This is a genomic window from Nocardia takedensis NBRC 100417 (genome assembly GCF_000308695.1).
Classification (GTDB): Bacteria; Actinomycetota; Actinomycetes; order Mycobacteriales; family Mycobacteriaceae; genus Nocardia; species Nocardia takedensis.
Genome location: NZ_BAGG01000057.1, coordinates 493 through 17429 on the forward strand (window position 1 = coordinate 493; position 16937 = coordinate 17429).

A 16937-nucleotide genomic window follows, 5' to 3' on the forward strand; every position below is an offset into this window, starting at 1 on the left:
GTGGCGTTCCGGTCGGAGACTCCGGTCGAGCAGCCCACCCCGGTTCCGGGTGCGCCGGTCGAGACCCGGGTCGATGTGGATGGCCGCCCGGTCGGGGTCGATATGCCCGACTCGTCCACGACCTCCTCGAATACCGACGCCCGGGTAGGTGTCGAGACCGCGACCGAATCTCTGGGTGAGGTGCGCGATCCGGCGCAGGCCCAGCCAGGTTCGGAGGTCACCGAATCATCGGCGACCTCCGCGTTGCCCGCGCAACCGACGCCGATGCAGCCATCGACTGCTGCCCAGCAGGTCCCCGTCACCACCCAGCAGCTTGCTCCCGCTGCCCAGCAGGTCAACGCCACCACCCAGCAGCATTCCCCCGCGACACAACAACCGGCCGCCCAGCAGCAATCCCCCGCAACGCAACAGCAGGCGACCACCCAGTCCACCTCCCTCGCGCGACCCGTTCCGCCCGCGAACGAGTTGCCGCGTGCCGGGTCGGTCACGACCCCACGGGGTCCCGACCGAGCGTTCACGCTCAACGCGGGAGTCACCGAGAGCACGGCTCCGGCTCGCCCGCACACGCCGACGGTGTCACAGGAGACGACCCGTCCGGTTCCACCGCAGAACCGCACCACCGATGGCTCTGAGCCCGACACCCGCGGCATCGCTGAGACCAACGGCATCGCCGACACCGAGATCGCGATCGCCGCCCTCGCCTCGGTGACGATGGACCTGGAAACGAGGAGGTCTCCCGTTTCCCGATCGCCCGCGGGAACAACGCGACGATCCGACACCGGGACACCGGTCGGCGAACCGGTTTCGGTGCAACTCCCGTCGAACCGTCCGAACCGTCTGATGCTGCCGTCGCGGGTGTTCCCCGCCGGGACCTACGGCAGTGTCGACGCGGCCGCGCAGAAGCGGCTCGAGGAGGCGATGCGCCGGGCGGGTGTGGGACCGGGGTGGGATCCGCGTGAGCATTCGGAGGTGTTGGCGGCGATCAATGCCGCGTTCGGTCTTCCTGGTGGGGATCTCAACTGTCAGTTGTGTGCGTTGGGTTATCTGTCGGCGCAGGTGGACAGGCCGGAGGCGGTGGGTCCGCGGATCGGTGCGTTCCGGCGGGACAAGGATCTGCGCAGCGTGGGTGCGTCCGAACAATTGCTGGGTTCGGCGAAGGTGGATGTGCGCTTCGGACCGGACGGGTCCCCTCGGGACGTGGCCGACCAGGTCGCGGCCATCAACCACATGATGGAGAACCCGGACACCGAGGTGTTCGGGGAGTCTCCGATGGTGGGGTATGTGCGGGTGGTTTGGCAGGCCTTCGCGGCGGACGGCAAGACCAAACTGCTGGTCGACGGTGTGCCGAGCGAGGCCGGAGCGCACGGTCTGGCGATCTCGGTGCACCCGCACCCGGTGACCGGCGAGCCGGAGGCGGTGTGGGTCGACGTGCAGGCGCGTCCGGCGCGCCGGGGTCCGTTCCCGCAGGAGTGGCTCGACAAGATCGCGTATCTGGAGTTCGTGCCCGGCTCTGTCCGGACGATGGAGGACGCGAAGGATCGTCGCACGGGGTTGGCGGAGGTGTTCGGCGCGGAATCGACGTTGCCGGAGCAACCGGCGGAGGTCGCCCCGACTGCCGGGAACTCGCAGTGGGCGCATCCGAGCACTTTCATGGCCTTGGCTATCGGCGGACCGGTGCGGGGTGTGCGTCCGGGGCGTGCGATCCGGGCTCTGGTCGCGGGTTTCTCGGGACATCCCCGGATAGCGGTGGCCGACTCGCGTTCCGGGGATCGTGACAGTCTCGCTTTCGCGGCTCTCGATGCCGGTGAGCGCGATGATCTCGCGAACTGGTTGACCTGGGATCGGCACGGGTTCGATGAGCCGGGCAAGACGGTTCGCGAGCACCTGGGCGAGGTCGAGGCAATGCTCAGCCGCCCCGATTACGGAGTGGGGGCGGTCGCTGTGGTCGAGGTGGGTGGTCGTGGTCCGCTGGTGTTGCTGAACCGGCCGCAAGGCCCCACGTGGTGGGACATCGGTCCCAATCAAGAGTTGGACGCGTCGGCGCTGCCGTCGATGGCGTCGGTCAGCGTGTGGGCGGCCTCCGCGGACGCGATCGAGTCGGCGATCACCGCTACCCAGCCGGATGCGTCGCCGGGACCGCGATCGCTGCCCGTCGGGGCGGTTCGATCCGCACCCGGCGAGAACGGGCCCGCGATCACCCCGGCCGCCGAGGTGCCGCCACGTACGCGCAAACGTGTCGGGGACCTGTTGGACGGACCGCCCGCGAAGCGGGTTCGAACGGATACGGCCGAGGACGCGAAGCGATTGGAGGATCCGACCCCGGTCCTGTTCGCCTACCGACGTCTGTCACCGGAGCAGTTGCGCCGGATCCAGTTGCCCTCCGCGCTGCCGATGTCGGGTTTGTTCGGCAGTGTCGATCAGGCGCGTCGGGACAGGGTGACCGAGTTGTTCCGGCAGTCGGGGGCGAAACCGTTCTGGCATCCGACGAGTCAGCGGCAATTGCAGTTGGAGATGAACGCCGCCGACCGGTCCACCCACGGAGGCAAGACCAACTGCTTCATGGTCTCGATGGCGTTCGCTTCCGGTCTGATCGGCAATATCGATCTGGCGGGGCCGAGAATCGGCTCCTGGCGGACGAACAACCCCAGTCTCGACCAGCAGGCCACCTCGGAGCGCTGGGCCGGAGGCCGCCGAATCGATGCCGGTCGCAGAGCCACCGGTCCGGATCGTCCGATGCGTGATCAGTTCCAGGTGGTCGAGGACAAGATTCGCGATCTCGCGCGTAGAAGCGAGCCCGGCTCCGGTGTCTTCGCGCTGGTCGCCCTCGCCTGGCATGCCACCGACCCGCTGGACAAGAGCAAGAAACTCTACAACGCCGACGGCACACCGAAGACCAGTGGCGGGCACATGGTCGCTGTGCACCTGCCGGAGGGCGCCGAGAACCCGGTCTGGACGAATATCCAATCCGACAAGCAGGATGATTTCCCCCGCGAGCGCTACATCGACAAGACCGGCAAGCTGTATTACGTTCTCGGAACCGGGGATTCGGTGTTGGAGGCGGCCGAGCACCGGATCGCGCTGGAGGCCGCTGTTCCGCCGGGGCGGGTGCGGCATCCGGGTCGGTCGGCGGTGCCGGGTGGGCCTGGTTACGGGACGTTGATGGTGCTGGGGGGCGCCGCCAAAGCGGACAAGGTCGCCGAGTCGCTGACGGCGGCGGCGTTGGTGAACACGATGGCGGGCACGGTGGCTTTCGAGGTGCCGTATGACGACGCGCACGGGCCCGACGGTCAGCCTTTGTTCCCCACCGCCGAGGACATGCGTGAGGGACGCAGGTCTCTGTGGAAACAGTTCGAGGTCGTGCGGTCGCCGAAGGGGGAGACGGTAAAGACGCTGGTACCGAAATTGCGCAACCAGTTGCTCCGTGCGCCCTACGGCCGAGGAAGCGTGGCTGTGCTGGTGCTCGACGACGGCAAGCGCGCGTTCGTGGCGTCGTTTCCCGAGGATCCCGACATCACCGACATCGTGTGGTGGTCGGCGAAAACCTTGGACGTCATCGCGCCCACCGATATCCCCTCGACCGCCACCGGAATCCAGTTCATGATCTCGCGTGTCGAGGACATCCAGAACCGGATGAACAAAGTGATCCTCTCCGGCAACAAACGCATCCTTCCGGCGGACATCACACCGCAACTCGATCCCCACCACTTCCTGCCGACTCCCGCCTCGGGACCGCCCGTGGCGCCGGCCGGGATTGTCGGTGGGTTCGTTCAGGGGTCGATTCCTGACGGTGTGGAATCGGGTGGGTTGGAGGTGGCGGGTTCGCCTTCCGACGAGGATTCCGTCGATTTCGTGAACCCGCTGCTGGATATGGTCCGCGGCGATGATCGAGGGGCGAACTCCGATCCGGTTCCACATCAGGTCGAGCTGGGAGCACCGAAGCGCGGGGCCGGAGAACCGATTTCCGGGACCGCGCCCGGAAAGCGCGCTCGTCCGAATTCGCAGAGCGACCAGGATCGGGCGAGTGGGTCGAAACCGGTCCGCTATGGCTACCGCCGTCCGACGCCGGAGCAACTACGTCGTATTCCCTTGCCCTCGCAGATCCAGATGCCGGGCGAATACGACGAAGTCGATCCCGCACGTCGCGAGCAGATGCTGGAGAAGTATCGAGCGTCCGGTGTGGCGGGTTTCCGGCGCCCGGCTGTGGGCGGGACTCTGCACGACCTCGCCAACGCCGCCGATGTGGCGACGTTCTCGGGACAGAACAACGGTGTCCTGGTCTCCATGGTCACCGCGTCCGGTCTGCTCGGCAATCCGGATGCCGCGGGCGGGCGGCCGGGCGAGTGGACGCCCTACGATCTCACGTCGGGGGAGTGGGAGATCGCGCAACGATGGGGCGGTTCCCGCAAACTCGATGCCCAATGGCGGACCGACGGCACCGAGCGCGAGGTCGGCGAGCAGTTCCTGGCCATCCAGCAACTGATGATCGCGCTCGCCACCCACGACGCGCCGACCGCGGGCGTCTTCGCGATGGTGGGCGTCCACTGGCACGAGACCCGCCCCGACGACGAGACCGTCAAGGTCTACAACAACGACGGCACACCGAGAACCGCCCCCGTCCACATGTTCACCGCCTATGTCCCCGAGGGGTCGGACACGGTCGTGTGGACCGACACCCGGTCCGGCCTCGTCGGCTCGGATCTCGTGGACATCGACGCCTCGGGAAGCGCCATACGAATCGAAGTGCTCCTGGGATCGTCGGATTCGGTGTCCGAGGCCGCCGAGCACCGAATCCGCCTGCGCGAGGCGAGGTTCGGGACCGAGGACAGGCCGGGAGAAACGACGCATCCGGGGCGGTCGGCGGTCGGCGGTCCCGCGCTCGGTTCGCTGGTGGTGCTGGGTGGACCGGCCCAGGCGGCGAACGTGGCCGAACCGAAGATCGCGGCGGCGATGGTGGTCACCTTGGTCGACAAGCCGACCTTCGAGGTTCCGTATCGGCCCGAACACGCCCTCGACGGGCAGCCATCGGGACCGACCCAACAGGACTGGGACGCGGGACGCAACGCCTTGACGCGGTTGATCCCGCACAGCGTCGTGCAGTCACGGGGGACCACGGTCAAGGAATCCGCCGACCAACTGCACACGCTGCTCGCCAACGCCCCGTTCGGCCGGGGGGCGGTAGGGGTGATGTTGCTCGATGGCGGTGGGCGCGCGTTCGTCGCGTCCTTCCCGGAAGACGCCGATGTCGCCGAGCCGGTGTGGTGGGCGGCGTCGAGTCTCGATGTCATCAGCCGCGCGCGGTTGCCGAGAACCGCGACGCGGATCGAGTTGATGATCGGCAGCAAAGCGGATATCGCCGGACGCATGAATCTGGTGACGTTGCGCGACGGTCGGACAGTGCCGCACAGCACGGTCTACCCACCGCTCGCACCGCAGGTCCCCACTCCGTCCACGGCCGTGCCGTCGAACCAGCCGACAGCCACGCCGATCCAGTTCCCACCGGTCTCCACCGTCGATACCCATTCGCGCCGAGCCTTCTTCGACGACATCGAGATGACCGACGCACCGGACATACCGACTACCGCGGCGCCTGCCCCGGCGGTTACGGCGCCCGCGCCGCCCGCAAACGCGGCCGCGTCGACGCAGCCGGTCGGTGACATCGAGATGACCGACGCCCCGGACCTGCCGGCCACCACGGAGCCGGCTCACACGGCCCCCGCGCCTACCCAGCCGGTTGCCTCCCCGGTCGATGACATCGAGATGACCGAAGCGCCCGAGCTGATCGAGATCGCGCCGAACCGCCCGCCGCCGCGACCGCCGAAACGTGGTGGGGATCCGGTGGCCGGGCGGCCGGAGAAGCGTGTGCGGCCGGATACGGCTGAGGAGGTGCGGCGGACGCTCGATCCGACGCCGGTTCTGTTCGCCTATCGACGGCTGTCGCCGGAGCAGTTGCGTCGGATCCAGTTGCCTTCCAGCCTGCCGATGGCGGGTATGTACGGCAGTGTCGATCAGGCGCGCCGGGACCGAGCGGCCGAGTTGTTCCGGCAGTCGGGCCTGCGGTCGTTCTGGGATCCGCTGAGCCAGCGTCAGTTGCAGCGTGAGATCAACGCCACGGACTGGTCCACCTATGGAGGCCAGAACAACTGTTTCATGGTCTCGATGGCGTTCGCTTCTGGTCTGATCGGCAATTTCGATATCACGGGGCCGCGGATCGGCGGCTGGGTGCCGAACAATTACAGTCGTAACCAGGTACCGACGGCGCAGCGCTGGACCGGGAAGCGGCGAGTCAAGCTCGGTCCCACTGTCGGTGGTTCGTCCGACATGCGTGGTCAGTACCAAATGGTCAACGACCAGATTCTCGAACTCGCGCACAAGGACAGCGATAGACCCGGTTCCGGAGTCTTCGGGCTGGTGATGGTGTATTGGCAGGCCACCGATCCACTGGATCCGAGTCGGAAACTCTACAACGACGACGGCTCACCGCAGCTCGACACCGGGCACATGTTCACCGTGCACCTGCCCGAGGGAACCGAGCAGCCGGTCTGGACGGATATTCAATCCGACTATGTGGGTGATGATCTCGAGCGGGAGAATTTCGTAGACAAGACCGGGAGCCTGAGCTACATACTCGGCACCGGGGATTCGGTGTCGGCGGCGGCCGAGCACCGGATCGCGTTGGAGGCCGCGGTGCCGCCGGGCAGGATGCGGCATCCGGGTCGGTCGGCGGTTCCTGGCGGTCCGGGGTACGGGACGTTGATGGTGCTGGGGGGCGCCGCCAAAGCGGACAAGGTCGCTGAATCGATGACGGCGGCGGCGTTGGTCAGCACGATGGCGGAGAGTGTGGCCTTCGAGGTGCCCTACGACGACTCGCCCGGACCGGACGGTCGGCCACTGCTCCCGACCACCGAGGACATCGCTGAAGGGCGTATCGCCCTGGAGCACATGTTCGGTCGTGGCGTGATGCAGACGGCCGGGGAGTCGGTCGCGACAGTGGTACGGAAAACTCGCGAGGGGCTGCTCAAGCCGCTCTACGGCCGAGGAAGTGTCGTCGCGATGCTGCTCGACGGCGGCGCGCGCACATTCGTGGCGTTGTTTCCCGAAGATCCCGATATCTCCGACGTCGTGTGGTGGTCGGCGAAAACCCTGGACGTCATCGCGCCCACGGACATACCCGCGACCGCCAACAGCATCGAGCTCATGGTCTCGCGTGTCGCAGACATCCAAGACCGGATGAACAAGGTGATCCTCAAGAACGGGACCATCATCGCGCCGTCCGACATCCGACCGCACCACGATCCCCACCATTTCGCGCCGACTTCCGCGCCGGGACTGCCCGCGATGGCCGGGGGCACGTCCGGGAATCGGGTTTCGTTCGGACTGCCCACTGTGCCGCCTACCGCCGACCGGTCTCCTCAGGGTTCGGGGCCGCGGCCGAGCCGACGTGACATGATCGCCGCCGAGATGCGTCGGCGCATTCGTCCGATACCGACGAATTCGCCCGGTGACAACAGTGATTCGACGTTGCCGCGGGATCTCCCGGGGGATGCGGAGTCCTCATCGCCCGCTCTCGACCTCGCGCCGCTCTCGTCCACCGCTACCGAGGCGGCGATGTCGACGGGTGGCTGGACCGAGGCCGAGCAGGACCGAGTGCGAGTGGACAACCTCGTCTTCGAGGTGCTCGCCGGCCTGTCCGGTGGAAACCCCGACGAACTGACACAGTCGGACCTTCGGGATTTCCTTGCTGACCCCGACCTGACCGATCTCGATCGGGATGTCATCGCTCACGTCCTCCGCGAACCGGACCCGGCCGAGTACCTGGCAGGGCTGGAACGATCTGTGCTCGAGTACATCGGAATGGCGCGGTTCACCGGTGCGCAGATGCCCGCGGACTTCGTGGCCTCGACGGTCGGCGCGGCCACCATCCACGACGGCTCCGATCAGGAGTCGGTGTCGGCGGCCGCGGAAGACCGGCGGGTCGATCGGCCCGAGGTATCGCAGGACGTCCCGGAGGTCGTGACGGCGTCCGACTTCGAGCCGACAACGGATCAGTCCTCGGAACCGCAGGTGCGACGCTCCCTTCCTGATTCCCGGGTGGATGTCGATGCTGACTCTCCCGTTGACACCTCGGCCGAATCGGTGGCGGCCACCGCCGACGATGACGTCGAGACAGTGCCCCGATCGGCCGAGTCGGATGCGGAGTTGCGTCGGTTGTGGCTGGCGAACTTCTCCTATATCGATGCGCCGGAGATCGATGAGACCGCGCCTCCGGCATCGGCGGCGCTGTCCGCGCGGCAGGTGGATCGGATCCCCCTGCTCTCGGAAGACCCGACGATCGCGGCATTCGTGGTGTCGGAGCCGGACGGGCTCGCCAAGATCCGTGGGCAATTGAGCGGTGGGAACGGGTATTTCGAGGGCGGGTGGGATCCTCGGATGCGCGACGTCGACGGGGACGCGCCGCTGCGGTCGATCAACGATCCCGGTGTGCACCTTCCGGGTCGGGGCAACAACAGTTGGCTGGCGACGCTGGCCTTCGCGCACGGTTTCGTCGGCAAGCCGGATGTGGCGCCCGCGTTGTCGTTCGAGATACCCGACGACATCCGTCGACGCCTGATGTCGCAACGTCTGGGAACAGCCGCGACCGAATCGTCGTTCGCGCCCGACGGGACCCCGCTGCCGGGAACTGTCGGCGATTCGACGATGTCGGTCGCCGAGCGGCTGGACGCGATCTATCGGATGGTCGCGGACGACCGTTCGCGAAAGACACTCGTATTCGCCGATATTCGGTGGTACACGGTCGACGGCGAGGGCCGGACGCTGTTCCGCGACCGCAGGCCGAGGCAGAGCGAACCCCATTCGATCGCCTTGGTGTTCCCGTCGCAGGCGAAGTCGCCGGTGTGGGCGGATGCGCACACCGCGACGGCGACCTCCGACATCGGGCCCTATTCCCGCGATATCGCGAGTATCGCGATCCGCGTGACGAACGCGCAGCGCATCAGCGAAGCGGCCGATCATCTGCGGGATCTCGTCACCTCGGCGCGCGACGCCGAGGCGTCGGAATTCGGCCACCCGGCCGCGTACGCGGGGAAGATCCTGTTCGGCGGCCTCGGGCCCGGACGCACGTTCGACCCGGTGGGTGTGCTGATCGCGAGCGTGTCCACCTTCGCCGGTTCACCGCAGTTCGAGGTGCCGGTCCTGGATCCGCTCAATCGCGACGGCGCGATGCTCGATCGGACGACGGTGTACAGATCCGGTCGGATCGCCGAGCTACAGCAGATGTTCCACGCCTATCTGTCGGCCGGTCGCACCCGCGGCAATCCGGTGCGCCAACTCGAGGCACTTCGAGAACGGATCACCTCGGCGAGATTCGGTCCGGGCTCGGCGGCGATGATAGTGCTCTCCGACGGTGTGTCCGTGGCGCCGTTGATGTTGGTGTATCCGTCGCGGTCCCGTGCGGGAACACCCGCCGGGCCGGTGTGGTGGGACCCGGTCGGTGGGACCACCACGCAGGCCGACGGCGCGCTGAATCCGCAGATACGTGATCTCGTCCAGCACTACAGCAGTGCGCTTTCGATGACGTTGTCCGAGGCCGAATTGCGTCGAGTCCTGCGGCCGGGCACCGACGGCGAGGCGATCGCGCCGCCGCGCGGCCGCGGGCCGATCGCGCTGCTGCCGGGGCACGATCCTTTCGCGGGCTTGCGGGGCGCCGAGGACAGCCGCCCCGAATACGACTCGGACGATGACGACGACTACGACTATGGGCTGCGGAATACGACACTGCCCAGCGATCTCGCGCTGCGCCCGCAGGATATGGCGGAGATCGTCGGACTGTCGTCGCGGTATGCGCCGTCGCCGAATCCCGAGCGTGCGGTGCTGAGCGATCTCCTGCGGGTCGCCGGTGGTTCGGCGATGTTCAAGGACCCGATATCCTACCCGCCCGGCACGACTTCCTACGGGCGACAGATCATCGCGTTGACCGAAGCCCGATTCGGTGCGGTACGTGCCGACGGTGTCGCGGCCTTCGCGTTCCTGACGGCTTTCCACGGTGGTCCGGACTTCCTCGCCCCCGACAGTGGTCGGCTGGACCCGACAGTGGTCGAAAGGCGTCTGGGGGCTCGGCGGTTCGTCGGGTGGGCCGATGAGGACGGAACACCGCTCACCCCCCAGCAGATCTACGAGACGGTCGCCTCGGAAATGCGCCGTCCAGGTGTCATGGCCTACATCGGCGGCAAGGTCCGGGGCGCGGACGGATCGTCGGTGGATCACGTGGTGGCCGCGGTGCGCCCGACCGCGGCGGCCACGACATGGTTGGACTACTCGAACAGGGCGCTGACCGAGCAGGTCCCGACCGCGCCGGAGAATCTGAGCGACGCCTTCGTCGTACTCACGACCGTCGACAGGGTGCGGGCGATGGCGAAGGGCCAGCACGAGCTGGAACAGTCGCTGCTGAACGAGCGGGTTCCGTACAAGTACCTCACCTTCCAGCATCCCGGCATCCATCCCTACGGCCGACTGATCTCCGCCCTGCCCGGGGACATCAACGAGTACGACGCGGCCGTGGCGGCCAAACGCACCGTCTCGGGCAGGCCCCGGCTACTGCTCACGCAGATGGACGTGCGGTCCCCGGTCCGGCAACTGGGAGTGCCGGAACGCGGACGCGCGGAGGTGGCGCGCGAATTCGGCTCCCGGCTGCGCAAGATCGACGAGGCCGTGGGCTCCATCGACGACGGTTTCGACCGTGTCGGTCGAATGTTCGCCGAGATGCCGACGGGATCCACCGCCTTCGTGGAATTCACCGAACCCGAGGGAAACGTGATCAGCGGCCTGTTCGGCCTGGTCGCCGAGGGACCGATCGCCGAACCTGTTTGGTGGACGGTCGAGGACGGAACCGTCAAGCGCTACGACCAATGGGACACTTTCGGCAACCCGGGCGGAAACGAAACCCAAACCGGGTTCGTGTCCTACGTGTTCGCGCTGCCCGATGACACGGATTCGGAACTCCTCGGCGATGACGACGATTCCCGTGGCGTCGCGCCGCGCTTCGTCGCGACGGTGGACACCGTCGACGAGTCCGGCGCCGATGGCCACCTCGCACGATCGATCCCGGGCCCGCCGGGCAGGGTGCCACTCACGCCGCTCTCGGTGCCCGTGGCGGTGGCGGCCGCCCCGACCGACGATCCCTCGCCCGACCCGGAGTCCACCGCGTCGACGGTCCCCGAGGTCTCCACGATCTCCGACGACGACTCCGACGGGACTTCGGTCTTCTCCGCTGATTTCGACTATTCCTCGGCGACCGAGCCGGAGTTCTCCGACGACGAGGACGGGGCACCGGCCGACAAGTCGTCCGACGCGTCGGTGACTTCTCCGTCGACAGCCGAATCCGCGACCCTCGACGGGGTCTCCGGTTCGGGTGTCGAGGGCGTGGTCACCGACGTGGAGGGCCTGCCGTCGCCGTCTCGGATGTTCCCGGCGGGAACGTACGGCAGTGTGAACAGCGCCGCCCAGGCCCGACTCGAGGATGCGGTGCGACGGGCGGGCGTGGGTCCGGGCTGGGACCCTCGTGAACATCCCGAGATCGTGAAAGCGATCAACGCGGCGGCGGGAATGCCCGGCGGGGACATCAACTGTCAGCTGTGCGCGTTCGCCTATCTGTCCACACAGGCCGGCCGGCCGGTGGCGGCGGGGCCGCGTCTGGGCGAATTCCGTCGCGATCCCGACCTGCACAGTGTCGGTGTCGCGGAGGACTTCCTCGGCGCGGCCAAGGTGGACGTGCGACACCTCCCCGACGGGTCCACGAGGCCGATCGTCGATCAGGTGGCGTTGATCAACGAGACGTTGGTGGCGCTGGACCGGACGATCGAACGCGGGCGGGGCGCCGGTGCGCTCGGATATGTGCGGGTGGCGTGGCAGAAGTTCGCCCCCGACGGGAAGAGCCGACTTTTCGACGGCGGCGAACCCGAGGAGGCGGGTTCGCACGGGTTGGCGCTGTCGGTGCATCCGGATCCCGAGACCGGTGAGCCGGTCGTGGTGTGGGCCGACGCCCAGAACGAGATACTGCGTCAGGACCCCATCCCACAGGCGTGGCTGGACCGGATCGCGTATCTGGAGTTCGTCCCCGGCACCGTCGACACGATGCGCGCCGCCGAGGAACGGCGGGCGGATCTGGCCCGGACATCGGCGTCCGAAGCCGCACAGCCTTCGGCGGACCTTCCGACCAGCGGGGCCGCCCTGTCGACGTGGCCGCATCCCCGGACGTTCGCGGCACTGGCGATCGGGACACCACCACAGCCCCGGCCGGACGCGACGCCGCTCACGATCGACAGGGCCGATCCCGACACACCGACACGATCCACGACGATCTCCGAGGCCGGACCGGTGCGGACCGTGCGTGGCGGCCGGGCGATCCGAGCGTTGGTCGCGACCTTCTCCGGGCATCCCCGGATCGCGCCGGCTGATTCGCGCGCGCCCCTCGACGGCGCGGTCACCGTGCCGCCGCTCGACGCCGAGGAACGAAAGATCCTCGCGCACTGGGTGAATCGTGACTGGTACGCACTCGATGAGCCGGATACGCCGGTGTCGGAGGTTCTCGCGGACATCGAGGCGTTGGTCGATCTCCCCGAGTACGGCCGGGGAGCGGTCGCGGTCGTCGACATCCCGGACCGGGGTCCGTTGGTATTGCTGAATCGACCGCAGGGCGCGGTCTGGTGGGATCTCGCGGCAGGTGCGGAGCTCGCCTGGAACTCGGTGCAGGCGCCGCCCGGGGGAACGGTCCACCTCCTGGCGGCCTCGCCGGACACGGTCGAGGCCGCCGTCACCGGCACCCAACCGGATCCGCTGCTCGCACTTCCGTCACTGTCCCCGGCAATCCGAGTTCCCCTCGGCGACAACGCGTCCGAGAGCGTCGCCCGGCAGACCGACGCGTACCTGGCCGGTCTCGCCAAGGACGTGCAGGTGTACGAGGCGCTGGCGCCGCTGGGCGATGTGGCCACCCTGGACCTCGGGGACCTGAACGAGCGCCGCCTGCGCGCGGAACTGACCCGCTCGCAGATCTCGGCCCTCGACTACATACAGCGCCCCGGAGCGGTGCCCGTCGACCTCTATCTCGCCGATCTGGCCGCGACCGTCGACGAATACCGGATGCTCGTGCAGTCGCGCGTGGGCGCGGCTGCCACTGTTGCCCCGGCCACGGCGGAGTCGACTCCCGACACGTCGAGCGCCCGGCGTGATCCGGAGCGGGATCAGCAGGCGCTGGAATTCGCGCTGTGGTCGGAAAAGGAGAACCGGTTTCTCGACGGTGAGCACCCGGGAACCTTCAGCCTCGGACCGGCCGGAGTTCCCTACGGACCGCTGATCGTGCCGCAGGGTCCTGGGCAGGTCACCGAGTCCGCGGCCCTCACCGCCCTGGTGGAGACCTTCGCGGGGTTCCCGAAGCTCGCGGCGCGGGGCGCGCCCGGGGAGGGCGACCGGACCGACATGTCGCTGACCCGCGCCGAGATGGCCGGACTCGCCGAGCGGCTGCACGGTGCGTGGCGTCGGCCCGCGAAGGGAACGCGAAGCGCCCCGCCGCGAACGCAACTGGCGGGGATCGAGCGTGAACTCGCCCATCACAAGTACCTGAAGGGGTCGATGGCGATCGCCACCTTCAAGGGCAGGCATCCGATAGCGCTGCTGAAGGTCGGCGATACCGAACTGGTGTGGTGGGATCCTGTCACGGGCGCGCAGGCCGACCTGTCCGATCTTCCGGCAGGCCCGATCCACTTCCTACCCGTCACCGCGCTGCAACTGCGGGACGCGATCGGATTCGGCCTGCCACGCACGAAGCCGATCCCGTCGCGGACCCGAACGACGGCGGTGAGGTTCGCGGATCCGCTGGTCACCGAACCCGACCCACGAAACGGTCCCCCGCGCTCGCGAGGTGGGCTCGCTCGGTTCACCGACTCACTCCGTCAGCGGATCCTCGGAGGACCGTCGCGGTCCCCCGGTGAGAACGCCGACCGGCCGACCGCGGGAGATCGGTGGACGGAATCTGATCAGGAGCGGCTACGGTCCGATGATCGCGTCCTCACGGTGTTGTCGAGGCTGACCGGAGGGGACCCGGCGCGGCTGCGACCCGCGGACCTGGCGGCGCTGCGTAGCGGATCAGCGCTGCGCGCCGACGACCGAGCCGCGATCGATCACGCGCTGCGGCAACCGAATCCGGCCGACTATCTGGCGACGCTGTCGGATTCGGTGCGCGAATACCGGCGCGTGCGCGAACGCCTGCACGAGGAACCCTCGACGGCGTTCGTGAACTTCTTGCTCGATTGGGCCGACGGCGAGGATCTGCCCGCGCGGCCCCCTGCGCGAGACAGGTCGGACGAGGTCGACGCGGTGGCGCTCACCGAGACGCCCGTGGTCGCCGCGAGCGTCGACACGGTCGTCGAGGCGGGGCCGAGTGGGAGCGGTCCGTCGATCGAGGAGGCGCCCTTGGGATACGTGATGGCGAGGACTTGGCAGGAGGAGGTGCCGGACGACGGGGAGGACGAGGAGGCTCCGCCGGATTACCGCGAGAGGCCGCTGGCCCACGAGGTGCCCCGTTCCATCGAGGACCCTGCACCGAGGTACCAGGACCGCGAGATCGACCTGCGCGAAATCGCGCTTCCGACCCATATCTTCCCGCCCGGGATGTACGGACCGGCCGATCCTTCGGCACTGGTGCGGGTGGCAGGCGAGATCCAGCGTCAGAACCGCAGGACCAGGCGGGATCGGGATGCCAGGTTCTTCAAGGATCTGGCGTTCGCGGTGGCCGGTGACGGTGTCCGCGACGGCATGCTGAGTGGGGATGTGTCGTGGCCGCTGGCACTGCTGTATGCGAACTCGACGAACCTCCCCGCGGTGGCGGGTCCGCGACTGGGGCCGCCATCGGCGGACCGCACCCGCGAAGAGTGGCAGCTCGCCGAGCAGTGGCTGGGCGCGAAGGCGATCGAGATGAACGCGTGGACCGCCGTCAGTCATCGGCTCGACGCCACGGCCAGGAGCCGGGCGATCCGCCGGCTCATGCGTTACATCGACGTCGAGGCGCGGGCACTGGTCGAGATGAGGATCGCGCCGCCGGGCTCGCAGCACGGCAGCCCGCGGGAGGACGTCCTGATCATGCCGGTCCTCGACGACCGTAGCTGGGTCGATCGGCACGGACAGATCGATGTGGGATCGACCTGGAGTTTCGGCACGGGCAGGAACCTTGCGCCCGAGTCCGTGAAATCGGTCAAGGTCATCGCGACGACCCTGCGGCAGATGCATCTGGCCAGCACACATCGCCGACGGCTGGACGCCTCGTTGTGGTCGACGACCGAGGCGAGGTTCGTGCCGTTCCAACCTCCGGGAAGCTTCTCCGCGGCCGGTGGCGCCGACGGTTACGGACGGTTGACGGTGTTGCCCGGACGGGGCCTGTTGCGCGATCTGGAGTCGGTGAAGGCGCTGGTGTCCTCGTTCCAGGGGTACCCGAGGTTCGCGGTGCGATACGAGCACGCGGAGGCGATCGCGCGGTTCGACAGGCGCCACCCGCGTGAGAGCGGCCTGTTCGTTCAGCTGACACCGGGCAGTGGGTTGACCTCCGGGCCGGAGATCAACGAGATGGCGGGGTGGTTCGACACCAGGTGGGATACGCCGCGGGAAGGGACGACGCCCGCCGAGAAGCTGATGGCGACCGCTTTCCGGTTGGAGGAGCTGGGCGTGGGTTCGGTGGCGGTGGTAGTCGCCACCGACGGCATCCTGGTGTTGTTGCGTCCGGCGGCGCGGCAGCCGGGAGCGGAGTTCTCGCTGTCGCAGGTGTCGGTGTGGGATCCGCGGGCGTTGGTGGAACGTCCGCTGGCGGAGGTGTTGGCGGCCTGGGCGGGGCGGGGCGACGGTGACTTCTTCTTCGTGGCGGCGTCGTCGGAGACCTTGCGGACCTCGATCGCGGGTCCGGCGGATCAGCGCCTGGCCGCCAGGCCGTGGCCCGCACCGCAGGTGCCGGCACCGACCCCCGCCGAACGTCCGAGCCGGCTGGACAGGATCGCGGCGCATCTCCGGCTCAGGCCCGGGCGGCACGGCGGCCAGGCGGGACCGTCGGGCGAAAACGCGGACTTCGCGACCCTGCCGCAGGTGGCGGCCGATGTCGTCCGGTCACCGCACCCGTCACCCGAGAGTCAGCGGGATGCCGACGCTGTCGACGACCTCGAGATGACCGACGCACCGGAGCCGCGTCCCTCGGCCGACGCGCCCCGCCAGATACAACTGCCCCAACCGCAGCAGTTCCAGCCGCAGCAGCCGCAACCGCAGCCGCAGCAGCCGCAGCAGCCCCAGCCGCTACCGGCCGCTACCGGCGACGATCCTCTCGATACCGAGATGACCGAGGCGCCGGACGCCGGCCCGTCGATGGCCGCGCCGACCGCCGGACCGCCTCCGCCCACCCAGCCACCGCCGCAGACGCAACTGCCGCAGCCGCAGCAGCTCCAGCCGTCACCGGTCGACACGACCGATGAAACTGTCGACACCGACATGACCGACGCTCCCGAGGTCGCGCCTTTGGTGATCGCGCCGAGCGCGAAACCACTCGGCTGGGCATCGGCACAGCCGAGCGCGGACCGGATGAGCGGGCACTTCGCCGAGAGTTCCGAGCGTAATGGTGTGCGGGGAGCCGCAGGTGAGGACGGCGATCTCACCACTGCTTCCGTCGAGACGGATTCCGATGCGACATCCGTCGACCCGACGCCGCCGATAGCGGAGCAGACCGTGGATTCGGTTGCCGAGGAACGAGTTCCGATTCCGTCGCGGTCGCGGGGGCTGCCGTCGCCGTCGCGGATGTTCCCGGTCGGGACCTACGGCAGCGTGGACGCGGCGAAGCAGTCGCGATTGGCGGAGGTCGCGCGGCAGGTCGCGCCCGGTTGGGATCCCGGTACGCATCCGGAACTGTTGGCCGAGAT

Annotated in this window: 1 protein-coding gene (running past one end of the window); it reads left to right on the top strand. The window is 68.4% G+C overall.

Annotated elements, in window-relative coordinates:
• On the top strand, window positions 1–16937 hold the beginning of the coding sequence (locus ON30_RS11600; RefSeq protein WP_169334903.1) for an ADP-ribosyltransferase. Its footprint extends 17110 nt past the window's final position; only the first 16937 of its 34047 coding nucleotides appear in the window; the start codon lies at window positions 1–3; the stop codon falls past the right edge of the window.